Raw genomic sequence first — 26,651 nt, 5'->3', positions numbered from 1 at the left:
CGGGGAAATCGGGTCGCGACGTTTCACGTCGTGAAAATGTCGGAATCCACATCATGCCGAGCGATTTGCGACGTTAATCCTGTGCCCAAGCCCGGCGCGTGCGCGCCGGTATACCGGGACACCAAGCAGGGATTGCACCCATGGCCTACAAATCCGACATCGAAATCGCCCGTGAGGCAAACAAGAAACCGATCCTGGAGATCGGTGCAAAGCTGGGCATCGCCAGCGAGGATCTGCTGCCCTATGGCCATGACAAGGCGAAGGTCAGCCAGAACTTCATCAACTCGGTCCAGGACCGCGAGAACGGCAAGCTGATCCTGGTGACCGCGATCAACCCGACCCCGGCGGGCGAGGGCAAGACCACCACCACCGTGGGTCTGGGCGATGGCCTGAACCGCATCGGGAAAAAGGCGATGATCTGTATCCGCGAAGCCTCGCTCGGGCCGAACTTCGGCATGAAGGGCGGCGCCGCCGGTGGCGGCTATGCGCAGATCGTCCCGATGGAAGAGATGAACCTGCACTTCACTGGCGACTTCCACGCCATCACCAGCGCCCATTCGCTGTTGTCGGCGATGATCGACAACCACATCTACTGGGGCAACGAGCAGGATATCGACACCCGCCGGGTTGCCTGGCGTCGTGTTGTCGACATGAACGACCGTGCGCTGCGCCAGATCACCTGCTCGCTGGGTGGTGTGTCGAACGGCTTCCCGCGCGAAGCCGGTTTCGACATCACCGTGGCCTCGGAAGTGATGGCGATCCTGTGTCTGGCGAACGACCTGAAAGACCTTGAAAAGCGCCTGGGTGACATCATCGTCGCCTATCGCCGCGACAAGACCCCGGTCTATTGCCGCGACATCAAGGCCGAAGGCGCGATGACCGTTCTCTTGAAAGACGCGATGCAACCGAACCTGGTGCAGACACTGGAAAACAACCCGGCCTTTGTACATGGCGGCCCGTTTGCCAACATCGCCCACGGCTGCAACTCGGTCATCGCGACCAAGACCGCGCTCAAGGTTGCCGATTATGTGGTCACCGAGGCGGGCTTTGGTGCTGACCTGGGGGCCGAGAAGTTCATGAACATCAAGTGCCGCAAGGCGGGCATCGCCCCCTCGGCCGTGGTGATCGTTGCCACCGTGCGGGCGATGAAGATGAACGGCGGCGTGGCCAAGGCCGATCTGGGCGCAGAGAACACTGCGGCGGTCAAGAAGGGTTGTGCCAACCTGGGCCGTCATATCGAGAACGTGAAGTCCTTTGGCGTGCCGGTGGTTGTGGCAATCAACCACTTTGTCACCGACACCGAGGCCGAAATCCAGGCGGTCAAGGATTACTGCGGCGCGCATGGCGTCGAGGCCGTGCTGGCGCGGCATTGGGAACTGGGCTCGGAAGGATCCGAAGAACTGGCGCGCAAGGTCGTGGCCTTGGCCGACTCTGGTGTCGCGCATTTCGCGCCGATCTATCCCGACGAAATGCCGCTGTTCGAAAAGATCGAAACCATCGCCAAGCGCATCTATCGTGCCGACGAAGTTCTGGCGGACTCGAAGATCCGCGGTCAGCTGAAGGAATGGGAAGAGGCCGGATATGGCAACCTGCCGGTCTGCATGGCCAAGACCCAGTACAGCTTCACCACCGATCCGAACCGCCGTGGTGCGCCCACCGGCCACTCGGTTCCGGTGCGCGAGGTTCGGTTGAGCGCCGGTGCCGGATTTATCGTGGTGGTCTGCGGCGAGATCATGACCATGCCGGGTCTGCCCCGGAAGCCTGCCGCCGAAACCATCCGTCTGAATGACGCAGGGCAGATCGAGGGCTTGTTCTAAGCCGTCAAATACGTCAACTCGTGGCCCGGGATCACCCCGGGCCACAGGAGATTCTGATGCCACCTCTGACACCGCCGGACCAATGCCATTCGATGCGGGACCTCAGAACAGAGATCGACAGGTTCGACCGCCAGTTGGTCGAGATGCTGGTGCGGCGCGCGGCCTATATCGACCGCGCTGCAGAGCTGAAACCGGCAGAGGGCCTTCCGGCCCGCATTCCGGACCGGGTCGAAGCGGTGGTGCAGAATGTGCGCAACGAAGCGCTGCTCAAAGGGCTGGACCCTGATCTGGCCGAACAGCTGTGGCGCATTTTGATCGATTGGTCCATCGCTCGCGAAGAACGCGTGCTTGGGGCTGCATGAGGGCTGGTTCGGCCCCGGTACGTGACTAAGGAGAGGGACAAGCATGGTAGCGCAAGTCATCGACGGAAAAGCCTTTGCAGCCAAGCTGCGGGCGCAAGTGGCTGAACAGGTCGCCACGCTGAAAGAGGCGCATGGGATTATCCCCGGCCTTGCGGTTGTCCTGGTGGGCGAGGATCCGGCCAGCCAGGTCTATGTCCGCTCCAAGGGCAAGCAGACGGTCGAGGTTGGCATGAACTCTTACGAGCACAAGCTTGATGCCTCGACCTCGGAAGAGGATCTTCTGGCGTTGATCGACCGCTTGAACAACGATCCGGAGGTTCACGGCATTCTGGTGCAACTGCCGCTGCCGAAACACCTGAACGAAGACCTGGTAATCAATGCCATCGACCCGGCCAAGGACGTGGATGGGTTCCACATCTCGAACGTGGGGCTTCTGGGAACCGGTCAGAAGAGCATGGTGCCCTGCACGCCGCTCGGCTGTCTGATGATGCTGCGCGACCATCACGGCAGCCTCAGCGGTATGGATGCCGTGGTGATCGGGCGCTCGAACATCGTGGGCAAGCCGATGGCACAGCTCTTGCTGGGCGACAGCTGCACCGTGACCATCGCGCATTCGCGCACCAAGAACCTGGCCGAGGTTGTGCGTCGCGCCGATATCGTGGTGGCCGCTGTGGGCCGACCCGAAATGGTGCCCGGCGACTGGATCAAGCCCGGCGCCACGGTGATCGACGTGGGCATCAACCGGATCGAACGGGACGGCAAGACCAAGCTGGTTGGTGATGTCCACTACGACAGCTGTGCCGAGGTTGCCGGTGCCATCACGCCGGTCCCTGGCGGGGTTGGCCCGATGACCATTGCATGCCTGCTGGCCAACACGCTTACCGCCTGCACGCGTGCAAACAATTTGCCCGAACCAAAGGGCCTGACCGCCTGACTGTTGCGGTCACAGGTCAGGGCCATCGAGTGCAATTGCCACGTTGGCCCTGACACCAGTTGCTGTCCGTTTGCCGGTATTGACCGGTAGACAAGGAAGTGGTTTCAAGAAATCGACTACCAAGCGTGGGTCTCTACGTCGCCTGACGCCAAAGCGCAACATTCTGTCTCATTCCGGTACGTGCGCTATTTGTGGCAGGGATTGATTTGCTGTATGACGGTATTCCGCGTCAGATCAGTTCACGTAAGTTTTTCATGATTTCCAAACTGAGATCATTTCTGAGTGCCGACAAACGGGGTCTGATTGGACCGGCATTCGTGTTCTTGTCCCTTCTGGCCAGTATTTCTGATCCGTTTGGCGGGCATGGCATGTCCTTTGGGCAGCGGTTTCTCTTCTGGTTGCTGGTAATGGGGGTCGCGGGCGGTATCGCCCGGCTGAGCCATAGCGTGGTCGAGCGGCACGCGCCGGGCGCGGCGCTCTTGCGCAAGGATCTGTTGATCGTCATCCTGGTGACGCTTCTGTTCACACCTGCGCTGTGGGTTTTGATTCGCTTGCTTGCGATGCCCACCGCGGATGCGGCCCCGGACGTGTGGAGCATGGCGCGCTATGGTACCATCTTTGCCTCAGGCCTGATCATCCTGCGGCGGGGCCTGCCCGGACCGGCAGAGCCGGAACCGCCGCAACCCCGGATCTATAAACGTCTGCCCGAGGGGTTCTCGGAGCAAATCCTGCGCCTCACTGTTCGCGACCACTATGTGGATGTGGTGACCGATCAGGGCATACACACGATCCGGTCGCGCTTCGGCGATGCCATAGACGAGATGGCGCCGATCTCCGGCCATTGTACCCACAGGTCCCATTGGGTGACCGATGCCGCGATCGAAAGTGTCGAGCGCAGCGGCGGCAAGATCCATCTGCGCCTGACCAATGGCGATCTGATCCCCGTCAGCCGCAAGTACCGCCCGGGACTGGAAGAGGCGGGGATCGTCTAGCGCGGCATCGGCACCGCGACCGGGCTGGGGCCGGTGACGATGGCCAGCGCCCCGGGGCGCATCAACCGGGCCAGCACCGGCGCATCGCTGCGCAAGCCGCCGGTATAGGTACCATAGGCAGGCATCACGATCCTGTCCTGATCGAGCAGGAACGCGGGGCGCGACAGGCTGCGCCCGCGCAGGCGCAGCGCCGCCTTTGGATGGTAATGGCCCGAGATCTCTCCCTGTGCTCCATCTTGCGCGATATGGCGAAACAGCAGCGGCCCAAGTGTCAGTTCGCGCAGATGCGTGCCGCCAATGTCCACCGGGCCGGGGTCGTGGTTGCCTTCGATCCAGACCCAGCGCAACCCGGCTTGGAGCGTGGCGATGTGCAGGCGGGCGGGTTCGGGCAGGGCGCGGGCGGCCTCGGCATCGTCGAAACTGTCGCCCAGGCAGATCACCGTCTCGGGTGCGGTGCGCGCCAGATCGGCGGCAAGCCTGTCCAGCGTATCGGTCACCTCATAGGGTGGCAGCGGGATGCCCCCGCGCCGCGCGATGCGTTCGGATTTGCCCAGATGCAGGTCTGACACACACAAGAGTCGCTGCTCGCCCCACCAGAGCGCGCCAGACCCAAGCGCCGTAAGCCGCGCCCCGGCAAAGGTGAAATCATATCCGTTCATGATGTGTTCTTTGCCTGTGGGGCCGGGATGCGCAAGCTTTTTCAGGCGGTCAGTCCGGCATCGGCCAGCAGACGGGCGCTTTCCTCGGCCAAGAGCCGCTCTTCGGCGGCACCCTGCACCGGCACCTTGCCGACCTCCAGAAACAGCGGCGCGGCCAGTGGTGTTACCCGATCCAGCCGCACTAGGTCGATCCGGTCGCCGACCCGGGCGATCATCTCTTCGATGCGGCCGAAATCGACCAGCCCCCGCATCGCCTCGGCCTGGGTGATCTGCATCATCAGGTGATGGGGGTCGTATTTCAACAAGGTCTCATAGAGGATATCCGAGCTGAAGGTCGCCTGCCGCCCGGTCTTGCGCTGGCCGCCCAGATTGCGCTCGATCAGCCCGGCGATGGTGGCCGAGGCGCGAAAGGTGCGTTTCATCACCGCGTTACCGGCCAGCCACTGATCGAGCCCTGCGCGCAGGCTGTCGATTTCGAAGAGCGGCGCCGGGTCGGTTGTAGCCTCAAGCCCCCAGATCAGCACCGCGTAATCGGTGGCGACAAAGCCCAGGGGGTTCAGGCCCGTCTCCTCCATTCGTTTGGTCAGCAACAGGCCCAGCGTCTGCATCGCGTTGCGTCCGGCAAAGCCGTAGACGCAAAGATGCTCGCGCCCGTCCTGCGGAAAGCTCTCGATCAGCAGCCGCCCGCGTTCGGGCAGGCGCGAGACCTGGCGTTGCAGGGCCAGCCACTCGGCGGTGTGGTGCGGCAGCTGCGGCCAGTCGGCCTGTGAAAACAGGTCGAGGATGCGGGCGCTGAGCTGGGTCGAGGTGGCAAATTTGGTGCCCATGAAGGTAGCGATCTTGGGCTTTTTGTCGGCGCGGTGGCTGACCTCGACTACCATCTCGCGCAGGCCCTCGTACCGCACGATCTGGCCGCCGATCAGAAATGTGTCGCCGGGGGTAAGCGAGGCAGCAAAACCTTCTTCGACCTCGCCCAGCGGCTTGCCGCCGCGATTGCGCCGGAGCCGCACCTTGAGCGTATCCGTGTCCTGGATGGTGCCGATATTCTGGCGGATCCGCTGGGCGCTGCGCGGGTCGCGCAACTGCCATTGCCCGTCGGGGCGCTGTTGCAGGCGCTGCCAGCGGTCATAGGCGCGCAGAGCGTAGCCGCCGGTGGCGCAGAAATCGAGACAGGCGTCGAATTCGGACCGGGCAAGATCGGCATAAGGCCCGGCGGAGGTCATCTCGGCAAAGAGTGCATCGGCGTCAAACGGGCCGGAACAGGCGGCGATCAGGATATGCTGGCAGAGCACGTCGCGCGGCCCGGGACCGCGCGGATCACCGTCGAGCGCGTGGGCGCGCACCGCCTCAAGCGCGGCGATGCATTCGACCACCTCGAACCGGTTGGCGGGCACCAGCAGCGCCTTGGAGGGCGCGTTATAGCGGTGATTGGCCCGCCCGATCCGCTGTACCAGCCGCTTGACGTTCTTGGGGGCGCCGATCTGGATCACCAGGTCCACGTCACCCCAATCGATGCCCAGGTCGAGACTGCCGGTGCAGACGATGGCGCGCAGTTCGCCCCGCACCATCGCCGCCTCGACCCGTTCGCGCTGTGTCCGGTCGAGGCTGCCGTGATGGATGCCGATGGGCAAACCTTCGTCATTGGCCAGCCACAGGTTGTGAAAGAAGATCTCGGCCTGGGCGCGGGTGTTGTGAAAGATGAGCGTCGTCCTGTGCCGCCGGATCTGGTCCAACACGGCGGGGATGGCATAGGCGGCACCGCCGCCCGACCAGGGCGGCATTTCCTCGGTTTCCAGCATGGCGATATCGGGATCGGGGCCGGGATCAGCCAGCAGGATCTCGCAAGGGTCGGGGTGGCGGGCAAGGAAGCGGGCGATGGCCTCCGGGTCCTCGACCGTGGCCGAAAGGCCCACCCGGCGCAGGTCGGGGCAGAGCGTTTGCAGCCGCGCCAGCGCCAGCATCAGCTGGTCGCCGCGCTTGCTTTCGGCCAGGGCGTGGATCTCGTCGACGACCACGCGGCGCAGCCCGGCGAACATGCGTGGCGCGTCCTCGTACGAGGTCAGGAGCGCGAGGCTTTCCGGAGTGGTCAGCAGGATATGGGGCGGGTCGGCGCGCTGACGCTTCTTTTGCGTGGCCGAGGTGTCGCCGGTGCGATCCTCGATCCGGATGGCCAGGCCGATCTCGTCAACCGGAGTGCTCAGGTTGCGCTTGATATCGGCGGCCAGCGCCTTGAGCGGAGAGACATAGAGCGTGTGCAGGCCCTGATGCTGTCCCGCTGCCAGCTCGGCCAGTGTGGGGAGAAACCCGGCCATGGTCTTGCCGCCACCGGTGGGCGCGATGAGCAGGGTCGCGGGGCGGTCGGCGCGATCAAACATCGCTTGTTGATGGGGATGGACGGACCAGCCCTTGGCGGTGAACCAGTCGGTGAGGAGCGCGGAGAGCTGCGGCATGGCGGTGACACTATCACCTGCCTCGGGCAAAGGAAGGGGGCGCTGCCCCCGCCGCCCGTGCCGGGCGACTCCCCCGGGATATTTTCAGCAAGAGGAAGGGCGTGGTCGCAATTTGCGGATCAGGTCTTGTACCGCGCGGGGCAGAGTGGTGTCGGCGCCCGGCGGCGCGGCGTCGAGCGCGCTTTCGACATCCTTGACCAGAATGCCGATCGTATTGTCCGCGCTCAAACCGTCGCGGGAGAATTCGATCTGGTCGAAATTGCTTGCGAACCAGTTCTGGCCCGAGCTGGTGTGGATGAGGGCAAGCAGCGCGGCCTCGCCGAGGCCCCCGGCATCACCCCAGTCCAGCACCAGCCGCGTCATCGCCGTGTTGGCGGCAGCGAGCAGGTTGTTGAGCACCTTGGCCTGCATGCCCGACCCATAGGGGCCCATGTGGTGAAAGTGGCTGCCCATGGCGTCGAAAAGCGGTTGGGCCGTCGCGAGATCGGCAGGCTCGCCACCCAGCATGAAAGAGAGCCGCGCCTCCTGGGCCGCGACCTGCGCGCCGGACATCGGCGCGTCGATCAGGGCGATATGATCCGGCACCCGCGCCCGCAGCTCGCGTATGTAGCGGGGCGACAGGGTGGAGCAGATGATGACACAATCGAGGTGTTTTGCGTGAATGAGTTTCTGGTCTGTGAACAATACCTGTTCAGTTTGCGATATGTCCCGGACAACAGTGATGAGGGTACGCAAGCTTTGCGAAAACACTTCTATGTCATCAGTAATTCCGTGATCGGCGCCGGGAAAATCACCAAGGGGACGGATATCAAAGCCCTGCGCCTGGAATCCGGCGCGTCTCAGGGCGGCCAGCATCGGTGCCCCCATCCGGCCACAGCCCGCGATCCCGATCATTTCACGATCTTCTCGTCCTTGACGAACATGTTGGCCCAGGCGCGGTCGATCAGGTCGGGGCTCATCTGATAGGGGATGCCTTCGAACTCGCAAATAGCGATCATCTGGTCGATCAGGAAGACCGGCTGATAATTGGCATAGATGTTGTCGATGGTCGGGTATTTCACCTTGAGCAGATGCACCAGCGCCTTTTCATCGAGCGGCACGCCTTTCTTGCGGGCGACCATGGCAAAGATTTTCAGGAAGTTTTCCTGGTTCGGGCCGTCGATCTTGATCTTGAAGAAGATCCGGCGCAGCGCCGCCTGGTCGAAGATCTCGTTGGGGTGAAAGTTGGTCGAGAAAATCACCAGCGTGTCAAAGGGAACCTCGAATTTCTCGCCCGATTGCAGGCCCAAGATGTCCTTGCCCTCTTCCAGCGGCACAATCCAGCGGTTGATGATCGCCTGTGGCGGCTCGGCCTGGCGGCCAAGGTCGTCGATGATGAAGATGCCGCCGGTGGATTTCAGCTGCAAGGGCGCCTGATAGGTGCGCGCGGTGGGGTTGTAGACCAGATCGAGCATCGACAGCGACAGCTCACCCCCGGTAATCACCGTGGGACGCGCGCACATCACATAGCGGCTATCGAAGCGGGCGCGGCGGCGCAGCTGGGTCGGGTCGTCGGGTTCCTGTTCGATGGCCGTGTGGACGATCGGGTCATAGACGGTGATGACCTGGCCGGAATACTCGATCGCGCGCGGCACATAGACATTGTCGCCCAGCGCGTCGCGGATCCCGTTCGAGATCGAGGATTTACCATTGCCCGGTGGGCCATACATCAGGATCGAGCGGCCGGCGCTGACAGCGGGGCCGAGATGGCCCAGCAGGCTGTCGGGCAGTACCAGATGGCCCATCGCCTTGACCAGCTGGTCGCGGGTGACCTGAATGTTGCGAATGGATTGCCGTTTGACCTGCTCCCGGTAAACCTCGAGCGGTACCGGCATGGCACCGAAATATTCCGACTGGCTGAGCGCGTCGAGCGCGCGCGCCTTGCCGGCATCGGTCAGCTGATACCCCATCTCGTTGCCGTTGTTGGCATTGAGCGTACCGGTCGCCTCGAGCAGTTTCTGGGTCCGCGCCATGTCGACGAGTTCTTGCGCCACCGTAACCGGCAGGCAAATGGCCTCGGCGATTTCCGAAACGGTTTCGACGGTCTTGCGAAAGATCGTCTTGAGCAGAATGTCCCGCATCATGACGATGGGGAGCTGCATTTCAGACATCCGTTTCGGAGCGGGAGGCGCCAGAACGGCGGTAGGCTGCATGTTCATCGTAGCGGTCCGAAAAGTTTCCCGGGTTGATCGGTGAAGCGATCACTTCGAGTATCAGTTTGTCCGATCAATGTGGCAGGACAAGGGCGGGCAGGGGGCGGGTTTTGTACTCAGGTGCCGTGGATCGCGCCGAGCACGAGATAGGCCGCCAGACTTCCACCCAGGGCCAGGCCCATCGGAAACTTCTTGCCGGTGTCCCAGCTTTTCCAGTTGGGTGCGATCCGCCTTAATGGCGAATGCTTGGCAATGCGGTGGGTGACGAAGGCACCCAGCAACCCGGCTGTCAGCAGACCTGTCGCAAGTCTCAGATCGCCGGTCCAGACAAAGGGCGCAGCGGCGGCGGCGAACTTGGCGTCACCAGCCCCCAGCGCCCCTGCCGCATTCAGCAACACGCCGATCAGCAACACCACAGGAAGGTGCAGGAGTTGCCAGACATAGGTCGGCAAGGCCAGAGGGATCGGGCCTATGCGGCCCGAAATCCATTCGCTGGTGAACGGAGCATAGGCGATCAGGCCGACAAAGACAAAAACCGCAGCCAGAGTTGTTACGGCATGGTTGCGGATCTTCATCTCGCGCAGGTCGGTATAGGCGACATAGAGGCAGATCGGCAGTACAAAAGGTACAAACCAAAGCGCCGCCTGGGCAGGGATGACCATCGGATCAGCCGAGTTCAAGCGCACGCAAGGACCGGACCGCATCCTCGAAGTGCTGGGGATGAGTGTCTATCGCCTCGCGCAGCAGTGATTTTCCGGTTGTGAGATCGCCCTGTTTGACCGCCGAAAGCGCCATCGTGTGCAAGAGTTGCGCCCGTTCGGTTTGTGTCATCGGCACAACCGGCAGTGTATAGTTGCGCTGTGCGCTCCGGGCGAGAACCAGATTGTTCTTGGCGGTGAACAGGCTGCTGTCCTGGCGAATGGCCTCTCCGAACAGACGCTCGGCCTCGGCGAAATCGCCGCGCGTCAGTTTGGAGTACCCCCAGTTGTTCATGACACCGGCAGGCCGTGTGGTCAGACCAACTGCGGTTTCATAGAACGTGTCGGCGTTCTTCCACTCGTGGTTGGAATCCGCAACCATCGCCTCAAGCCGGTAGCGGTTGAACGTCTCGTGGGTGGGGGGCACGGAATCCAAGACCTGCTCGGCGCGCTCCCACTCGTTGTTGCGGATCAGGGCGTCTGCATAGTCGACCGCGTCATCCGGAATGGCGCCGTCCATCTTTGCGACCTTGCCCCAGACCGCCACGGCTTCGGTATTGCGGTGGGCGCGCGTCAGGGACTTGGCCAACCCACGTTGCAGATCGATGCGATCCGAATTGTCTTTCAGGGCGCGCTGGAAATAGTCGACAGCCTCGTTGGGGTCCGCGACCGTAAGCATCACATCGTTGAGATTGGTTTCATCCACGACGTTGACGTCCTGGAATGCCCGCTCGACAGTTTCGTCGGCATTGTCCGAACACGCCGAAAGGGTCAGACTGCCTGCCAGCATGACCGGAATCAGGATAAGGTGGCGCATTTTTGCGTCCTTTTGCTGCTCTTGCCCTCGTTACGGTGTCTTACGGATCACAAAGTCGCCTTGCCCCCGCTGCACCAATTTGAATTCTTCTTGTTGCGGCTCAGTATGAACAACATTTTCCGATTTTGCGAGTGCTATCCGCAAATTGTCCCGGATTGAGTCACTTTCGCCATTGTCGAGCGCATAGGCTTTCTGAAAAACCTGCTTCGCCTCGGACAATTCGCCTGTTTCCATCAGGAGCACGCCAAGGTTGTTCCAGGCCTCGGGCCAATCCGGCGCCTCGCTGACCGCGCGCCTCAGCATCGGTTCAGCCTGCCCAAGACGTCCCAGGCCCAGATTGGCGGTACCGATCCCGGTCAGGATCTCGGGGGTCATGCCCTGATCCAGTGCGGCGCGCGTGAAACTGTCCAGCGCAAGCTCATACTCCCCCGCCGCCATCAGCCGCTGACCAACCTCGACCCCGTTTACCGCCTCTTTTCGATGGTCGACGCCGGGCGGAAAGGGGCTGTCCGGCAATGCCGCCGCATCGTCCCTCGTGCAATTGGCCACCGTCACTGTTGCGACGATGGCCATAACTTTCAGCAGAGTCGATGCGGGAGGTCGCCCACCCTGTTGTTTCATCTTGTCATTTGCTCATGTTGCCCAGATCCATGATACCTTTTGCCGATGGGCCGACAAGGATGATCAGCAGGGGCGGCACGGTCAGCATCATTGTGGCGAGTGTCATTTTTGTTGGCAACTTGTTTGCCGCTTCCTCGGCACGCATCACACGCTTGTCTCGCATTTCCCCGGCATAGACGCGCAGGGCCTCGGCAATCGACGTACCGAACTGAGACGACTGGATCATAACGGTTACAAAGGACGACACATCGACCACACCACAGCGGGTACCCATGTCGCGTAGCACCTTGTCCTTTTCCTTGCCCGCTTTCATCTCATAAGCGACGATTTCGAATTCGTCCGCCAGATCGGGGTATGAGGCGCGCAGTTCGCGCGCAACGCGAACGATCGACTGGTCAAGCGACTGACCGGCTTCGACACAGACAAGCATCATGTCAAGCGCATCGGGAAAGGCGCGGGTGATGTTCTCCTTGCGGGTGTCGACCCGGCGGGTGATCCAGTACTTGGGCAGGAAATACCCCACGGCGCCGGGTCCCAGAACGCGCATCAGCATCGCCTGCCCGTCGTAATTCTGATCGGCGTTGATGACCGTCACATAAATCACGCCCAGAAACAGACCGACCAGGCCGAGCGCCATCTGTGCGAAATGGAAAAAGCGGACCGCATCCTTCGATTGGTACCCGGCCTGCCGTAACTTCAGTTGCATCGCCGACAGCTGGTCGGCGTCTTGCGGCTCCAGAAAGGTCGCGAAACGTTGCAGCTGTTCGTTGCGACCGGCCTGACGCAGTTGCTCCTTCTTCGATTTCTGGGGCGTTTTCGGGTTTTGATCCCGCTTGAGCTTCTTCAGCGGGTCCTCGGGCTGATTGAGCATCATCGGGATGGTCAGCAGGATCATGAACAGACCAAGTCCGCCCACCACGATAAGGGGCCCGAATTCACCCAGATTGGCGGTGATGAAATCGTTCATTGTGTTCAGCAATTCCATGTCGATCTCCTCACACCTTGATATTGGTCAGCATGCGCATGACGAACAGGTTCACCGTCAGAAGGATGCCCACAACGAAACAGGCCGGAATGAACAATTCGTGATCCTGCACGCCGTCATAATAGCCGGGATCGTTGATCAGGATCACCATCAGCGCGACCAGCGGGAAGGCGGACAGGAACTTGCCTGACCATTGCGCCTCGGCAGTGATGGCCTTGACCCGGCGGAACAGGCGAAAACGGGCGCGGATCACCTTGGCCAGGCCCGCCAGAACTTCGGCCAGGTTGCCGCCCGATTGCTGCTGAATGGTGACGGCAACCGAGAGAAAGCGGAGATCCTGCATGTCCAGGCGTTCGGCCATTTCCTTGAGCGCTTCGCCGATCTCGCGGCCATAGGCGGCCTCGTCCGCGATGATGCCAAACTCGGTGGCGATCGGATCTTCGGATTCCTTTGCGACGATCTGGATCGCAGACACGAACGGGTGACCGACACGCAGCGAACGCACCATGAGTTCCACCGCATCCGGCAATTGTTCCTCGATCAGCCCAAGGCGCTTCTTGGCCTTGTGATTGACCCAGATATAAACCGCGCCGATGCCGATCGCGACCGAGATAGCGGCGCGGATCTTGACCTCGGTCTGGGTGCCGACGCTTAGGCCGACAAAGGCGATACAGGCCAGAAGACCCATGATCATGATCAACTGGCGCGGGGTAAAGGCGATGGCCGCTTTCTGCGCCTTTTCGGCCAGCAGAGAGTAAAGCGGGATCGACTTCGACTTCATGTGCTGCTGCATCTCCTTGCGGAGCTGCTCCAGCACCTGTTCGCGACCGGCGCCCTTGTCCAGCATTTCCAGCCGGCGGTTCACCCGGCTGTTGAGGCTGATGGATTTCCCGAAGGCGACGAGATAGAGACCCTCGACCAGGACCAGGACCCCGACGAAGATCAGGCCGTAGATGATTGGTTCGGCGCTGAGTTGCATGGTTTTATCCTTACATCGTGGTCGGTTCGTAGATCGAAGCCGGCAGGTCATAGCCCCACATGCGGAACCGTTCCGAGAAATGGCTGCGCACGCCGGTGGCGGTGAAATGGCCGATGATCTTGTTGTCGGGGGTCAGGCCCACCCGCTGATAGCGGAAGATTTCCTGCATCGAGATGACGTCGCCCTCCATCCCGGTGATCTCGGTGATCGAGGTCATGCGGCGGCTGCCGTCCTGAAGGCGGCTGGCCTGGACGATCAGGTTCACAGCCGAAGAGATCTGGGAGCGGACCGCCTTGATCGGCATTTCGATCCCGGCCATGGCGATCATGTTCTCCAGTCGGCTGACCCCGTCGCGGGCCGAGTTGGCGTGGATCGTGGTCATGGAACCGTCGTGGCCGGTGTTCATGGCCTGAAGCATGTCGATGACTTCCTCGCCGCGCGTCTCGCCGACGATGATACGGTCGGGGCGCATCCGCAGCGCGTTCTTCAGACAGTCGCGAGGGGAAACCTCTCCCTTGCCCTCGACGTTTGGCGGGCGGCTTTCCATCCGGCCCACATGGGTCTGTTGCAATTGAAGTTCCGCCGTATCCTCGATGGTCAGGATGCGTTCGGAATTGTCGATGAAGCTCGACAACGCGTTCAACGTGGTCGTTTTGCCCGAACCGGTACCGCCCGACACGATCACGTTCAGCCGGGTGGCGACGGCGGCCTGAAGATAGGCGGCCATCTCTTCGGTGAAGGCGCCGAACTTGACCAGGTCATCGATGCCCAGCTTGTCCTTTTTGAACTTCCGGATCGACACCAGAGAACCATCGACCGCGATCGGCGGCACCATCGCGTTGAAGCGTGAGCCATCAGCCAGACGGGCGTCGACATAGGGGTTCGATTCATCGACGCGCCGACCGACCGCGCTGACAATCTTGTCAATGATCCGCAGCAGGTGCTTTTCATCCTTGAACGTGATGTCGGTCAGTTGAAGCTTGCCGGCCCGTTCGACAAAGATCTGGTGCGGCCCGTTCACCAGAATGTCGTTTACGGTCTCATCCTGGAGCAGGGTTTCCAAGGGGCCAAGGCCGGTGACCTCGTCATACAGCTCTTTGTTGAGCTGGGCGCGGTCGTCGCGGTTCAACACGATGCCTTTTGTTTCAAGCATCTCGTTGGTGATCGCGGTGATCTCGGACCGAAGCTCTGCCTCGGATGCATGTTCCAGCGCGGCAAGGTTCAGGTTCTCAAGCAGATCGCGGTGCAGCTCGATCTTGATCTCACTCATCCGCTCCTTGCGCTTGCGCTCGCGATCCATGGGGAGCGCTTCGGCCGCAGTCTTCTGCACGGGTTTGCGAAGGCTTGCGGGCTTATTTGTGTCGGATTTCGCGATCTGCAACTCAGCTTTCGGCGCAGTAGCTGCGGCGACTGGTTCTGCCTTGTCCGTCTTCCTGTATCTCGAAAACACGTTCGACCCCCTCGTCTATAGTGTTCAGGCTGCTTTTGCGTCGTTGCGACCAAGTTCGTGCAAGGACTGCGCCAGCTTTGCGATTTCGCGGCGCAACGGGTTCTTGGGCGCCGAGGATGCCAGCGGCAGTCCATGATCCGCACCCTGGGTGACCTGTTTGCCGCCGTCCGGCAACTGAAGGTCGATGGAAATGCCCAACGACTCTCCCATCCGCTTCACCCGGCTCTTGCCGCTCAGATCGGTGAACTTGGGCGCCTTGTTCAGCGCGAAGCGGAGCTTGTTGAACGGCAGGTCCTCGGACTGTAGCGCGCGCTTCATCCGCAGCGCGTTCTGCGCCGACCGCATATCGAGCTCGATCATCGCAAAGTAGATGTGGGCGGCCTGAAGCACCGTTTCCGACCACTGAACCAGTGTCTTGGGCATGTCCACGACAACATAGTCGAAATGCGCCCGCGCCATCTCGATCACGCGCGCGATGTCCTCTGGCGTGATGATGTCCAGGGGCACCATGTCCGACGGTGCCGTCAGAACCTGTAGCTTGTTCTCAAAACTCAGCAGCGCCTGGCCGAAAACCTCTTCATCCATGTTGGCGGTCTCGGACAGCATCTCGAACACGGCATCACGACGAGGCAGATCGAGATAGGTCGAGACCGAACCGTACTGCATGTCAAAGTCCAACAGGCATACGCGCGGGGCGTCGTCTCCGCCGATGTTGGCGAGTTCCCAAGCCAGGTTCACGGCCATGGTGGTTGCGCCCGTGCCACCGGCCAGGCCATGCACGACAATCAAGGCCCCTTCACGTGAAGCGCCTTTGTTCAGATGCGCCGTGTTGTGGTGTGATTGTTCGGGTTGCGGTTCCGGCTCACTCAACCGGTCTATGGCCGATTGCAACTCCCGCTCGGGAAGCGGATAGGGCACGAATTCGTCTGCCCCCTTGCGCAGCAGCTGATGCAACGATGCCGGGGTTACGTCTTCGGCGATCAGGATCACCTTGATCCCACGGGATTTGGCCTGGGTAATGATCTCCCCCATAAGGACAAGGTTGTCCTCGTCGTCGGAATCTATTGCGAGCGCGATGAACTCCAGCGCCTCGGCGTCGGGTTGGCCAAAAAAGGCCAGTGCCTCGGCAAAGCCGAGATCGCCCCAGCTTTCGCCCATCGCGGCTTCCATGTCCTCGATCAAGAGGTCGAAATTCTGCACATCCCTGCTGACCGTGCAGGCCAGGATCGGTGTTGTTTCCGGTTGCGGCATTGCGCTGCTCATTGCCTTATCCTCTTTACGGGGCGGGAGGCAGAGGCAGACACCGTTCGGCAATCTGGCTCGTCTAATCCCGCATGCGACCGAGATTCTGGTCGCACGTCACCTTCTGAAAGCAATGTCGCGGGTAAGTTGGGCGAGATTTGGGCCGAAAAGAACCAATTGTAGGGAATAGGGCGACGATACCGCCCGATTCACCGTTATTGTTCGAACGCGCTGGAGCTTGTTTCAATCTTGAGCGATGTCTTCGGTTCAGCGCTCTTGATGTACTCGCGGTAGACGACCTGGGCGTATTTTCCGTCGAGAATGTTCTGATGCTTGTCCACGAAGCCAGAAACCTGAGTTACTGTACGACGGTTGCGCCGTTCACGGTCGCTGGTGGGAACCAGAGGCTGTGTTTCTCCATAAGAAACAACAGCTTCCAGACGGGAGCGGCTGATCCCCCGGCTGGCGAAGAAGGACACGACCGCCTGTGCCCGGCGCATGCCCAGGCTTTTGTTGTATCCGGCCGAACCGACAGCGTCGGTGTGGCCATACACACGGAAACGCACTTCTGGAAACTGGCGGATCCAGTCGGCTTGCAAGGTAAGAGTCTGTTGAGCCGCCGCATCCAACTGTGCGCTGTCAAAGGCAAAGTTGATCTGCGTGGGCACTTCGCGGGCAAACCGGTCGGCGAGCGTCTGTGCATAGCTGCGTTCGCCGTTCATCATCTGCACGTTGTTCAGCGTGGCGTTGCCAAAGGTCCCGGAATCGACCTCGTAGCCCGCTTCGAGGCCGCAGGCGGAAACAGCCCCTGCCAATCCCAGACAAACAAACCATTTCCGCATCGGTTTCATCCTTTGATCACTCCAACACGTAGCCGTAGGAACCGCTGAAATCCTGACGCGCCACCTCGGAGGCGGCGCCGCTACGCGCCCGTTCCGTACGGGTGGTCTTGCCGCGCAGGAACAGATCCGTTTCGCTTGGGGGTTTGACGCGATCCGTAGGCAGGGCCAGCGCTTCGCCCCGGGTTGGCGAAACCAGATGCGCGGTGATGATGATCACCAGTTCGGTCTGTGATCTCTGATAATTCGCGCTGCGGAAAAGTGCACCCAGAACAGGTACATCGCCGATCCAGGGAAGCTGGGAATTGTTATCCAGGAACTCGTCTTCGATCAGACCTGCAATGGCGAAACTCTCGCCGTCGCGCAGTTCGACAGTGGTGGAGGTTTCGCGGCGTTGGAACGCCGCGATGTCAAAGCCATTCACTGTGACCGAGTTGTTGGGGTCCAAGGACGACACCGCCGCCAGAAGCTCGAGATTGATCAGGTCTCCGTCGACCACGCGCGGAATGAACGACATTTCGACGCCGAAGGGCTTGTATTCGACAGAGAACAGCCCGTCACGCTGTGCCACGGGAATGGGGTATTCGCCGCCTGCAAGGAATTTTGCCTCCTGTCCCGAAAGGGCCGACAGGTTGGGTTCGGCCAGGGTCCGCACGACGCCTTTCCGCTCCAGCGCTTCAAGAAGCAGGCGAACCTGGGTCGCGCCCGCGCTAAAGCCAAAGAGAATTGCCCCGGTATTGTCGTTCAGGGCCGGAATGCTGCCGGCGATCGCGTTGGTCAGAGCAGGCTGGTTGTTCAGCGTGTTGATGCCACCGACCGCATTGCCGCCGCTAAAGCCGAGCGAAGCGCTCAGCGATTTGGAGACAGCGCGCTGCATCTCGGCGAAGCGCACCTTGAGCATGACTTGTTGAACGCCCGCCACGCTCATCAGGTTCGATACCCGCTCGGGCGCATAACGCTCGGCCAGATCGAGAGCGCGTTGCAGGCGCGCGGAACTGGATACGGTGCCGGACAACACGATCCCGTCGTTTGCTGTGCGCACCTCGATCCGCTCGTTGGGTAGGATCTGTTTCAGGCGTTCCTTGAACTCAGTCACGTCGGCCGAAACCCGAACGTTGACGTTGGTGATCAGACGGCCCCCGGCGTCAAAAAGAGTCAGCGTCGTCAGGCCGGGAGATTTCCCTAGAACATAGATCGTACGGTCGGAAAGCGATGAGATATCCGCGATGCCGGCATTGGCAATGGACAGTTCGGCGAAGGGAACGTCGCTTTCGACGACGATGGCCCGGTTCATCGGGACATCGAGCGTTTCGGCCATGCCCTTCTTGACCACACGCAAATCCTGCGCCGAGGCAGGCCCCGAAACCGGACCCCACGCCAACGCAAGCCCGGTAAGGGCCGCCTTGATCCAACCGTCAATACTCATGTGACCTGCCTTTCCGATCACGCCTCAGGTGCGGGTCTTTTTGCCCGATCTTTTGATTAGTGTGCGCGACTTGCCGTTTTTTTGCAAGAATCAATGCTTTTGGGTCCGCTCTTTATGTGTGGATTGAGCAACAAGACAAAAACGACCGCGCCTGGACGCGGTCGCATGTTTGGTGTCGAACCGGATGTCAATTCGTGCAGGGGATCGGGATGTCGACAACATCTGCACCGCGGCGGGTCCGAATCGTACAAACCTTTTCTTCCACAGCTTCCGGGGCCGATTGCAGCGCTCCCAGGCCAAGAAGGCTGCGCTGATCGACCTCCACGGCCGAAACCACCGTATCGTCATCGACGCCAACCAGGGCCAGCGACAGACGGCCGGTGGTCTGCGCCTGGGCCAGCGCGGCGACCTGTTCGGGACGCGCGGCCACAGTCACTGTCCGGGCAATGGTCGCTCCGGTCAGATCTCCGCCAGCGGATTGATCGACGGCTACGATTTGAATGCTGCTTTGGATCAGGCGGGTGATTTCGCCTTGAATCCCTTCGAGAGTGCCATTCAAGCCACCGGTCCAGTATACATCGACGCGGTCACCCGGGCGCAGGAAGCCCGACACACCCGAAGCGACATCAACCTTGATCGCAAAGGCGCGCATGCCGCGTTCGAGCTGCGAGGTCAAACCCGCATCCTCGCCGGGCTTGGTCACCTTGACGGTCATGATTGCCTCATCCTTCTCGATGGCCCGCAGGATGAACCGGTTGTCTTCTTCCCGCTCGGGGAACAGCGCGGCGGCATCGGTGAACGTGCCCTCGGGGATGGCGTTCACCGGCCATTTCACCAGCCGAATGTCTTCTTTTGTCAGGCGTTCACCGTAGCGGAGCGGGCGTGCGGCAACGATCACTTCCTTGGTCGGAACGATCTGAGCGCGCGCCTGGCGTTCACGTGCGAGCTCGCTCTGATATGCCGAAATGTAGTTCCGGGCCATCATCACCGCGCCTCCGGCGAGTGCGACGCCCACGATCAGAACCAGTCCAAATACTGCTCGCATCCTATCACCTCTTTTCCGTACCCGTTCCAACATCAGCCTGATCGCCGACTGTCGTGGGGTTCAACTTGATATTTCTGCACCGCAATTGTGTCAGAATAGGGGTTCCAACTTGTCGGTTGTTTGCCGATTGAGAACAATTGAAGTCTTTGGTCAGGCTAGGCGCAGACGGGTCTAGAGACCGCTGTCCACCGTCACCCCACCGATTGTGTCGGAAACGGCTGACGACACGTCTCCGGTCGGGCCGTTGATTGCCGAGTAGGTTATTCCCGCCAGGGACACGACTGCGGCGGTCAAAACCACCCAGTCAACCGTGACGGCGCCGTCTTCTTCACTTGCGAAGAGCTTGTAGCGTTTCAGCATGGCAGTACCTCCGTCGCGTTGAGTTCAGAAAAAAGGGCCACGTCTTTTTTCAAAGACGCGGCCCCGTTCTGATTTGGCGAGCCTGCCTATTAGAGGCCGGTCGACGGCGTCACGCCGCTCAGTTCGGTGTTGATGGCGCCCGACAGGGTGCCCGTGCCGGAAGAGATGCCGTTGTAGGCGACGGCGGCCAGGGCCACGACAGCTGCGGTCAGCACGACCCAGTCAACGGTCACTGCGCCATCTTCGTCTTTGCGGAAGTTTTTGATGAAGTTGATCATGGTTAGTCCCTCCTAAGGATCACAAGATTTTTTCTCAACCTCGCCGTCCGTTTGAACCTGCTCTCTCTCGTTGGCTCATGTCCGTCGCGGTATGGGTGTATATTTGCCGGTCAGCCGTGGCAGGATTTGGGCCAAAACCAGAAATTTTCTGCCCGAATTTAACTTTTCCCTCACTTTTTGCGTAACGCCTTGAATTCAAATAAAAAGAAAATCACAGAAAGCTGCCCGTCATGGTTGTGCCGGTGCCGAAAGGCTTCAAATGAGGCGAAATCGCCGCATTTTGACAGGTTTTTCTGGCTTTTGGCGCCGTTGTTCCGCACAAAACTGCAAAAAACATATCTAGAGGCGAGCAGATGGACCTCAGATACCTTGCGATGATTGCGGGAATCGCCCTTGTGGCGATGCCTATGAGTGTTTCGGCCGACAGCCCGCCACCGTTTCCAGAGGTGAAGTCCAAACGGATCAAGGCTCCGGCACCCGGAACCCGTCCGCGCGTGGATGTTCAGATTACAGCGGAAGAGCACGCTTTGGCGCCGGTTGGCGGCCGTGCACGACCGGTTGAGGAATCCACACCCCCCGAGACCGAAATCGCCTCCAGCCTGCCGGTGCCCGACAAACAGGGACGATATGCCTGGTTTTGGGACAAGGTGTCGCCAGCCCTGGAACAGTCGGCGCCGGGTCGTATTGACGAGATCCTTGCGACACTGTCCGGCGGTGGGATAGATGCCCCGCGCATGCAGACCTTGCAGGAGATTGCGCGCGCGCAGGGGCGTACGATTCTCCGCTCTACGATAGGGACCGACGTTTCCCCGGCTCTTGTCCTGGCGGTGATCGCGGTGGAATCGGCGGGCAAGTCGGATGCCGTGAGCCGGGCAGGGGCCCAGGGGCTGATGCAGCTGATGCCCGCGACGGCCGCACGCTTTGGTGTTTCCGACAGCCTGTCTCCAGACGAGAATATCGCAGGCGGCGTCAAGTATCTCGATTGGCTGATGGGAGAGTTCGGGCGCGACCCTGTCATGGTGCTGGCTGGATACAACGCCGGTGAAGGCGCGGTACGTCAGCACAGCGGCGTTCCTCCCTTTGCCGAGACGCGGGACTATGTCCCAAAGGTTCTGGCTGCGTATCAGGTGGCGCGCGGCCTGTGTGCGACGCCGCCGCAACTGATCACCGACGGTTGTGTGTTCACCGCCCTGCAATAGAAAAGGCCCGCCGGAACGGGCGGGCCTGTCACAATACCTGTGTCGATCAGTTGACCAGAGTTGCCTCGGTCGCTGCGCGAAACTCCTCTTCGCTGACCCCGTCGGCCAGTTCGACGATCTTGAGACCGCCTTCGACCACGTCCAGCACGCCAAGGTTGGTAATGATGCGGTCGACCACGCCCTTCCCGGTCAGCGGCAGGGTGCACTCTTTCAGCACTTTGGACTCACCATGTTTGTTGGCATGGTCCATGACAACGACCACGCGGCCGACACCGGCCACCAGATCCATCGCGCCGCCCATGCCCTTGACCAACTTGCCGGGAATCATCCAGTTCGCCAGATCACCGTTCTCGGCCACTTCCATCGCGCCCAGGATCGCCATGGCGATCTTGCCGCCCCGGATCATCGCAAATGAGGTCGCGCTGTCGAAATAGGCGGTTTGCGGCAGTTCGGTGATGGTCTGCTTGCCCGCGTTGATCAGGTCGGGATCCTCATCGCCCTCAATCGGAAAGGGGCCCATGCCCAACATGCCGTTTTCCGATTGCAGGGTCACGTTCACACCCTTGGGGATGTAGTTTGAAACCAGCGTCGGAATGCCGATGCCGAGGTTCACATACCAACCGTCCTGAAGCTCTTGTGCCGCACGGGCGGCCATCTGGTTGCGGTCCCAAGCCATTATGCGGTCTCCTTCTTGCGCACGGTGCGCTGCTCGATACGTTTTTCATGCTCGCCCTGGATCAGACGGTGCACATAGATGCCGGGCAGATGGATGCAATCAGGGTCGAGCGAGCCTGTCGGCACGATCTCTTCCACTTCGGCCACGCAGATCTTGCCGCAGGTCGCGGCAGGCAGGTTGAAGTTGCGCGCGGTCTTGCGGAACACGAGGTTGCCGGTCTCGTCCGCTTTCCAGGCCTTGACGATCGAGAGATCGGCAAAGATGCCTTCCTCCAGGATATAGGTCTGGCCGTTGAAGTCCTTGTGTTCCTTGCCGTCGGCAATGACGGTGCCGACACCGGTCTTGGTGTAGAAACCCGGGATGCCCGCGCCACCCGCGCGCATGCGCTCGGCCAGGGTGCCTTGCGGGTTGAATTCCAGTTCCAGCTCGCCCGAGAGATACTGGCGCATGAACTCGGCATTCTCGCCCACGTAAGAGCTGATCATCTTCTTGACCTGCTTGGTCTGCAACAGGATGCCGATGCCGAAATCGTCGACACCGGCATTGTTCGAGGCAAAGGTCAGGTCCTTGACGCCCGATTCCTTGATTGCCTGAAGCAGTAGCTCGGGAATGCCGCACAGGCCGAACCCGCCCGCCGCGATCAACATGCCATCCCGCAGCACCCCATCGAGTGCCTCGGTGGCGTTGGCATAGACTTTCTTCATGGAAACTCCCCCAATGACTTGGTGATTGCGCCGGTTTTGCCGCTGCGTCATCGCGGAGTCAATGACAGGTTCGGGGGATGGTATTTCTACGGAATGGCGGCGGGGCCGGGCGGGTTGCCCCACCCGACAATGTTACTGAGGCAGGGCCTCGGCAATGTATTGTGCAGCAAACTCGGCGCTGGGCGGGATCGGGGTGATAACGTCGATCAAGACGCCATTGGGGTCGGTGGTGATGAAATGACGTTGCCCGAACGCTTCGTCCTTGAGCGGTTTCAGCATCGGCAGGCCCGCCGCCGACAGCCGGTCATATTCCGCCGCCGCGTCGGCCACCTCGAATTTCAGGATCACCCCGCGCACGGGGCCGCGGGCTTGGGCGGGGATGGTTTCATGCTGCCCGTCCAGAATGGCCAGATTGACCGAGGGGTCGGCGCTGGATTGAAGATGCACGTACCAATCGGCCGCGAACGCGGTGTTGAACCCGAAATCGCTGCGATAGAAATCGGCGGTGCCTGCACGTCGCCGGTCTGGATCACGGGGTAATACTGGTCGTTTTCATATTGCCTTTCCCCTCAACATGCATACAGTCTGTATGTTGATTGGAATTAAACATACAGGCTGTATGTATGCAAGAGAAAAACACCCCCGTCCCCAATGCCGACCGCCGCGCCGCGATGCGGGCACGTCTGATCGCCGCCGCGCGGGCGCTGTTCGTGGACAAGGGATATGCCGAGACCTCGACTCCCGAGATCGTGCGTGCTGCCGAGGTGACGCGCGGCGCGCTTTACCACCACTTCACCGACAAGGCCGATCTGTTTCGCGCGGTGGTCGAGGCCGAGGCCGAGGCGCTGGCGCGCCGGATCGACGCCGAGGCCGTCGACGCCGGGGCAGAGGCAATGGCCGCAGGCAGTGCCGCGTTTTTTCGGGCCATGTCCGAGCCGGGCCGGGCGCGGCTGTTGCTGATCGACGGACCGGCGGTGTTGGGACCCGAGGAAATGAGCCGAATCGACGCCGGCGGCGGGCGCGCCTCGCTGCGCGCGGGGCTCGATCTGGTGGTTGGCGGTGTCGACGAGGATGAGATGCGGGCGTTGGCCGAAGTGCTTTCCGCCGCCTTTGACCGCGCCGCCCTCTCGATTGCGCAGGGGTCAAAAGCGGCGCCATTTGAACGGGCGATGGAGCGGCTGGTCGCGGGGCTGGGGCGGCGGTAATCCCCGCCGCCTAAGCTGGCTTAATCCTCGGTCTTCTTGGTGGTCTTCTTGCGAGGGGCGGCTTTCTTCTTGGTGCCCTTCTTGGTCGACTTCTCGGCGATCAACGCGACGGCCATCTCCATCGTCACGTTGGCTGGTTCCACGTCCTTGGGAAGGGTCGCGTTGACCTTCTCCCACTTGACATAAGGCCCGTAGCGCCCGTTCAGAACGTTGACCGCACCGCCCAGTTCCGGATGTTCGCCCAACTCCTTGAGCGGGGCCGCCGCGGCGCCACGCCCGGCGCGGCCTGCGGCCTTTTGTGCCAGGACTTCGACCGCCCGGTTCATGCCGATGGTAAAGACCTCGTCGACCTCCTTGAGGTTGGCATAGAGCGTCCCATGTTTCACAAAGGGGCCGAACCGCCCGATCCCCGCTTCGATCATGACGCCATCTTCGGGATGGGCGCCGACCTCGCGCGGGAGATTCAGCAGCAGCAGCGCTCTTTCGAGGTCAATGTCATCGGTCGACCAGCCACGGGGCAGGCTGGCGCGCGGCGGCTTCTTGTTCTCTTCGCTAACCTCGCCGCGCTGGACATAGGGCCCGAACCGGCCCGCCTTGAGCCAGATCTCGTCGCCGCCATCCTCGCCCAGGAGCCGCTCGGCGCTGTCGTCCGCATCGCCGCTGATCGGGCGGGTATAGCGGCATTCGGGATAGTTGCCGCAGCCGACGAATCCGCCGGTGCGCGAGGTTTTCAGATGCAGCTGGCCGGTGCCGCATTTGGGGCAGATCCGCGGGTCGGAGCCATCCTCGCGCGGCGGATAGAGCTGAGGCGCCAATGCCTCGTCCAGCTTGTCGAGCACTTCGGAAATGCGCAGCTCGGATGTTTCGCTGATCGCCGCCGAGAAATCGCGCCAGAACCGGCCCAGCAGATCCTTGTAATCGCGTGAGCCCGCGCTGACATCGTCCAACTGCTCTTCCAGATTGGCGGTGAACTCGTAACCCACATACTGGCGGAAGAAGTTCAGCAGGAAGATGGTGACGATCCGCCCCTTTTCCTCGGGGATCAGGCGGTTCTTGTCCTTGCGGACATATTCGCGGTCCTGAATCGTGGTGATGACCGAGGCATAGGTCGAGGGGCGCCCGATCCCCAGCTCTTCCATCCGCTTGACCAGCGTCGCCTCGGTATAGCGCGGCGGCGGCTGGGTGTGGTGTTGCAGCGCCAGCACGGCCTCGTTCTCGGACAGAATCGCCTCTTTGGCGATCTTGGCACCCTCGGTCAGCGGGGTATCCCCCGTTGCCTTGGCGAACTGATCGGCCAGCGAGGTCTTGGCAAAGACGGCCTTTTCCCCCATCGAGATCTGCGGCAGGCGCTTGTCCTCGTCGTTCTCGACATCGTCGCGCCCCTCTTCGTAGACGCGCAGGAACCCGTCGAACAACACCACCTGGCCGGTGGCGCGCAGGCCGACCTGGCCATCGGCGCTGCCGATCTCGACCGTGGTCCGCTCCAGCCGGGCGGCGGCCATCTGACACGCGATGGTGCGTTTCCAGATCAGGTCATAAAGACGGCGCTGATCCTCGTCTTTCAGCTTCAGCGCGGCTGTATCCTTGCGCATGTCGGTGGGGCGGATGCATTCATGTGCCTCTTGTGCGTTCTTGGCCTTGTTCTTGTACATGCGCGGGTTGTCGGGCACGTATTCGGCCCCGAACCGGTCGGCAATGGCGTCGCGGGTGGCCATGACCGCCTCGGGCGCCATGTCGATGCCGTCGGTCCGCATATAGGTGATGTGCCCCGCCTCATAGAGGCGCTGCGCCGCGCTCATGCAGTGGCGCGCGCCCATGCCGAACTTGCGGCTGGCCTCTTGTTGCAGGGTCGATGTCATGAAGGGCGCTGAAGGGTTGCGCGCCGCCGGTTTCGCCTCGACCGACTGGATGCTCAGCGCGCGGCTGGTGATCGCCTGCACCGCCAGTTCGGCCTGGGTGGCGTTGGACAGGTCCATCTTGTCGAGCTTGTTGCCCGCCAGCGTGACCAACCGCGCCTCGTAGACCTGGCCACGGGGCGTTTCCAACAGCGCCTTGACCGACCAGTATTCCACCGGCTTGAAGGCCTCGATCTCCATCTCGCGCTCGACGATCAGGCGCAGGCAGACCGATTGCACCCGGCCCGCGCTGCGCGCTCCGGGCAGCTTGCGCCACAGCACCGGGGACAGGTTGAAGCCCACAAGGTAGTCCAGCGCGCGGCGGGCCAGATAGGCCTCGACCAGCGGCATGTCGACCTGGCGGGGATTCTGCATCGCCTTGGTCACCGCGTCCTTGGTGATGGCGTTGAAGGTGACGCGACTGACGGCGGTGCCCTTCTTGATCGAACGGCGCTTGGTCAGAGCCTCCTGCAGGTGCCAGCTGATCGCCTCGCCCTCGCGATCAGGGTCGGTGGCGAGGATCAGTTCGTTATCCTTGGCAAGCGCGTCGGCAATCGCCTTGACATGCTTGCGGCTGTCGGCGGCGACCTCCCAGGTCATGTCAAAATCATGCTCGGGATCAACCGATCCGTCCTTTGCAGGCAGGTCGCGCACATGTCCATAAGATGCCAGAACCGTGTAGTCCGAGCCGAGGTATTTGTTGATCGTTTTCGCTTTGGCAGGGGATTCTACAACAACAACAGGCATTTAAGTGACAACCTCTTTCATCGGACACGGCGCGTTCTATGGCGGGGCAACATGTGGGGTGCAAGCCCCGATTGTCAAT

26 protein-coding genes are annotated in these 26,651 nt (G+C 61.4%); 6 read left to right on the top strand and 20 right to left on the bottom strand.

Annotated elements, in window-relative coordinates; translation table 11 throughout:
- The first annotated feature begins 140 nt into the window (after nt 1-140).
- From OE747_RS07985 to OE747_RS07970, 4 genes are all read left to right on the top strand, one after another.
- Entirely contained in the window at nt 141-1,817 is a 1,677-nt protein-coding gene (locus OE747_RS07985; RefSeq protein WP_263828073.1) for a formate--tetrahydrofolate ligase, read from the top strand.
- A 56-nt stretch (nt 1,818-1,873) separates the two neighbouring features.
- Nucleotides 1,874-2,179 carry a chorismate mutase gene (locus OE747_RS07980; protein ID WP_263828072.1) on the top strand — a complete coding sequence of 102 codons (306 nt, stop codon included), beginning with the start codon at nt 1,874-1,876 and terminating at the stop codon, nt 2,177-2,179.
- Between the two features lie 43 nt (nt 2,180-2,222).
- Nucleotides 2,223-3,113 carry a bifunctional methylenetetrahydrofolate dehydrogenase/methenyltetrahydrofolate cyclohydrolase FolD gene (gene folD / locus OE747_RS07975; protein WP_263828071.1) on the top strand — a complete coding sequence of 297 codons (891 nt, stop codon included), beginning with the start codon at nt 2,223-2,225 and terminating at the stop codon, nt 3,111-3,113.
- A gap of 317 nt (nt 3,114-3,430) precedes the next feature.
- Nucleotides 3,431-4,105 carry a LytTR family DNA-binding domain-containing protein gene (locus OE747_RS07970; protein WP_263828070.1) on the top strand — a complete coding sequence of 225 codons (675 nt, stop codon included), beginning with the start codon at nt 3,431-3,433 and terminating at the stop codon, nt 4,103-4,105.
- Here the strand turns inward: OE747_RS07970 and pdeM are convergent.
- The 16 genes from pdeM to OE747_RS07890 form a co-directional block, all read right to left on the bottom strand.
- Nucleotides 4,102-4,764 (bottom strand): ligase-associated DNA damage response endonuclease PdeM, encoded by a 663-nt coding sequence (gene pdeM / locus OE747_RS07965; RefSeq protein ID WP_263828069.1) that lies wholly within the window; start codon nt 4,762-4,764, stop codon nt 4,102-4,104. The two genes, OE747_RS07970 and pdeM, sit on opposite strands and share 4 nt — an antisense overlap.
- A gap of 41 nt (nt 4,765-4,805) precedes the next feature.
- Nucleotides 4,806-7,214 (bottom strand): ligase-associated DNA damage response DEXH box helicase, encoded by a 2,409-nt coding sequence (locus OE747_RS07960; RefSeq protein ID WP_263828068.1) that lies wholly within the window; start codon nt 7,212-7,214, stop codon nt 4,806-4,808.
- Between the two features lie 84 nt (nt 7,215-7,298).
- Nucleotides 7,299-8,108 carry an NAD(P)-dependent oxidoreductase gene (locus tag OE747_RS07955; protein WP_263828067.1) on the bottom strand — a complete coding sequence of 270 codons (810 nt, stop codon included), beginning with the start codon at nt 8,106-8,108 and terminating at the stop codon, nt 7,299-7,301.
- Nucleotides 8,105-9,412, bottom strand: a complete 1,308-nt coding sequence (locus OE747_RS07950) for a P-loop NTPase family protein (protein ID WP_263828066.1) — start codon at nt 9,410-9,412, stop codon at nt 8,105-8,107. Before OE747_RS07950 ends, OE747_RS07955 begins: the two co-directional genes overlap by 4 nt.
- 110 nt (nt 9,413-9,522) lie before the next feature.
- A complete protein-coding gene (locus tag OE747_RS07945) occupies nt 9,523-10,068 on the bottom strand; it encodes a prepilin peptidase (protein WP_263828065.1) in 546 nt (181 codons plus the stop codon).
- A 4-nt stretch (nt 10,069-10,072) separates the two neighbouring features.
- Nucleotides 10,073-10,921, bottom strand: coding sequence for a tetratricopeptide repeat protein (locus OE747_RS07940; RefSeq protein WP_263828064.1), 849 nt, complete (start codon nt 10,919-10,921; stop codon nt 10,073-10,075).
- A gap of 30 nt (nt 10,922-10,951) precedes the next feature.
- On the bottom strand, nt 10,952-11,494 hold the full coding sequence (locus tag OE747_RS07935) for a tetratricopeptide repeat protein (RefSeq protein WP_263828063.1): 543 nt from the start codon (nt 11,492-11,494) through the stop codon (nt 10,952-10,954).
- 52 nt (nt 11,495-11,546) lie between these two features.
- Entirely contained in the window at nt 11,547-12,527 is a 981-nt protein-coding gene (locus OE747_RS07930) for a type II secretion system F family protein (protein ID WP_263828062.1), read from the bottom strand.
- A 10-nt stretch (nt 12,528-12,537) separates the two neighbouring features.
- Nucleotides 12,538-13,506, bottom strand: coding sequence for a type II secretion system F family protein (locus OE747_RS07925; protein ID WP_263828061.1), 969 nt, complete (start codon nt 13,504-13,506; stop codon nt 12,538-12,540).
- 10 nt (nt 13,507-13,516) lie between these two features.
- Complete coding sequence (locus OE747_RS07920) at nt 13,517-14,887, bottom strand: CpaF family protein (RefSeq protein ID WP_404818303.1); 1,371 nt, start codon at nt 14,885-14,887, stop codon at nt 13,517-13,519.
- 93 nt (nt 14,888-14,980) lie between these two features.
- Entirely contained in the window at nt 14,981-16,219 is a 1,239-nt protein-coding gene (locus tag OE747_RS07915) for an AAA family ATPase (protein WP_263828059.1), read from the bottom strand.
- Nucleotides 16,220-16,413: 194 nt separating this feature from the next.
- On the bottom strand, nt 16,414-17,040 hold the full coding sequence (locus tag OE747_RS07910; protein WP_263828058.1) for an OmpA family protein: 627 nt from the start codon (nt 17,038-17,040) through the stop codon (nt 16,414-16,416).
- Nucleotides 17,041-17,056: 16 nt separating this feature from the next.
- Nucleotides 17,057-18,463: a type II and III secretion system protein family protein gene (locus tag OE747_RS07905; protein ID WP_263828057.1), complete on the bottom strand. Its 1,407-nt coding sequence runs from the start codon at nt 18,461-18,463 to the stop codon at nt 17,057-17,059.
- A 187-nt stretch (nt 18,464-18,650) separates the two neighbouring features.
- Nucleotides 18,651-19,508, bottom strand: coding sequence for a Flp pilus assembly protein CpaB (cpaB, locus tag OE747_RS07900; RefSeq protein WP_263828056.1), 858 nt, complete (start codon nt 19,506-19,508; stop codon nt 18,651-18,653).
- A 171-nt stretch (nt 19,509-19,679) separates the two neighbouring features.
- Nucleotides 19,680-19,868 (bottom strand): hypothetical protein, encoded by a 189-nt coding sequence (locus OE747_RS07895; protein WP_263828055.1) that lies wholly within the window; start codon nt 19,866-19,868, stop codon nt 19,680-19,682.
- Nucleotides 19,869-19,957: 89 nt separating this feature from the next.
- A complete protein-coding gene (locus tag OE747_RS07890) occupies nt 19,958-20,146 on the bottom strand; it encodes a hypothetical protein (RefSeq protein WP_263828054.1) in 189 nt (62 codons plus the stop codon).
- 353 nt (nt 20,147-20,499) lie between these two features.
- Between OE747_RS07890 and OE747_RS07885 the strand changes: the two genes are divergently transcribed.
- The gene (locus OE747_RS07885) at nt 20,500-21,345 is read left to right on the top strand and encodes a lytic transglycosylase domain-containing protein (RefSeq protein ID WP_263828053.1); all 846 of its coding nucleotides are present in this window, start codon (nt 20,500-20,502) and stop codon (nt 21,343-21,345) included.
- A 46-nt stretch (nt 21,346-21,391) separates the two neighbouring features.
- Here OE747_RS07885 and OE747_RS07880 read toward each other — a convergent pair whose 3' ends face one another.
- From OE747_RS07880 to OE747_RS07870, 3 genes are all read right to left on the bottom strand, one after another.
- Nucleotides 21,392-22,021, bottom strand: a complete 630-nt coding sequence (locus OE747_RS07880; protein ID WP_263828052.1) for a 3-oxoacid CoA-transferase subunit B — start codon at nt 22,019-22,021, stop codon at nt 21,392-21,394.
- Nucleotides 22,021-22,725, bottom strand: coding sequence for a CoA transferase subunit A (locus OE747_RS07875; protein WP_164128854.1), 705 nt, complete (start codon nt 22,723-22,725; stop codon nt 22,021-22,023). Before OE747_RS07875 ends, OE747_RS07880 begins: the two co-directional genes overlap by 1 nt.
- Before the next feature lie 132 nt (nt 22,726-22,857).
- The gene (locus OE747_RS07870) at nt 22,858-23,172 is read right to left on the bottom strand and encodes a VOC family protein (protein ID WP_263828051.1); all 315 of its coding nucleotides are present in this window, start codon (nt 23,170-23,172) and stop codon (nt 22,858-22,860) included.
- Nucleotides 23,173-23,348: 176 nt separating this feature from the next.
- On the opposite strand from OE747_RS07870, the gene OE747_RS07865 reads away from it, so the two are divergent.
- Complete coding sequence (locus tag OE747_RS07865; RefSeq protein WP_263828050.1) at nt 23,349-23,930, top strand: TetR/AcrR family transcriptional regulator; 582 nt, start codon at nt 23,349-23,351, stop codon at nt 23,928-23,930.
- A gap of 20 nt (nt 23,931-23,950) precedes the next feature.
- Here OE747_RS07865 and topA read toward each other — a convergent pair whose 3' ends face one another.
- The gene (gene topA, locus OE747_RS07860; RefSeq protein WP_263828049.1) at nt 23,951-26,572 is read right to left on the bottom strand and encodes a type I DNA topoisomerase; all 2,622 of its coding nucleotides are present in this window, start codon (nt 26,570-26,572) and stop codon (nt 23,951-23,953) included.
- Nucleotides 26,573-26,651: the final 79 nt, after the last annotated feature.

The sequence above is a fragment of the Ruegeria aquimaris genome, assembly GCF_025751555.1.
GTDB classification, from domain to species: Bacteria; Pseudomonadota; Alphaproteobacteria; order Rhodobacterales; family Rhodobacteraceae; genus Ruegeria_B; species Ruegeria_B aquimaris.
The sequence above is the reverse complement of the archived record's forward strand: the minus strand, read 5'-3'. Positions and strand labels throughout refer to the sequence as shown.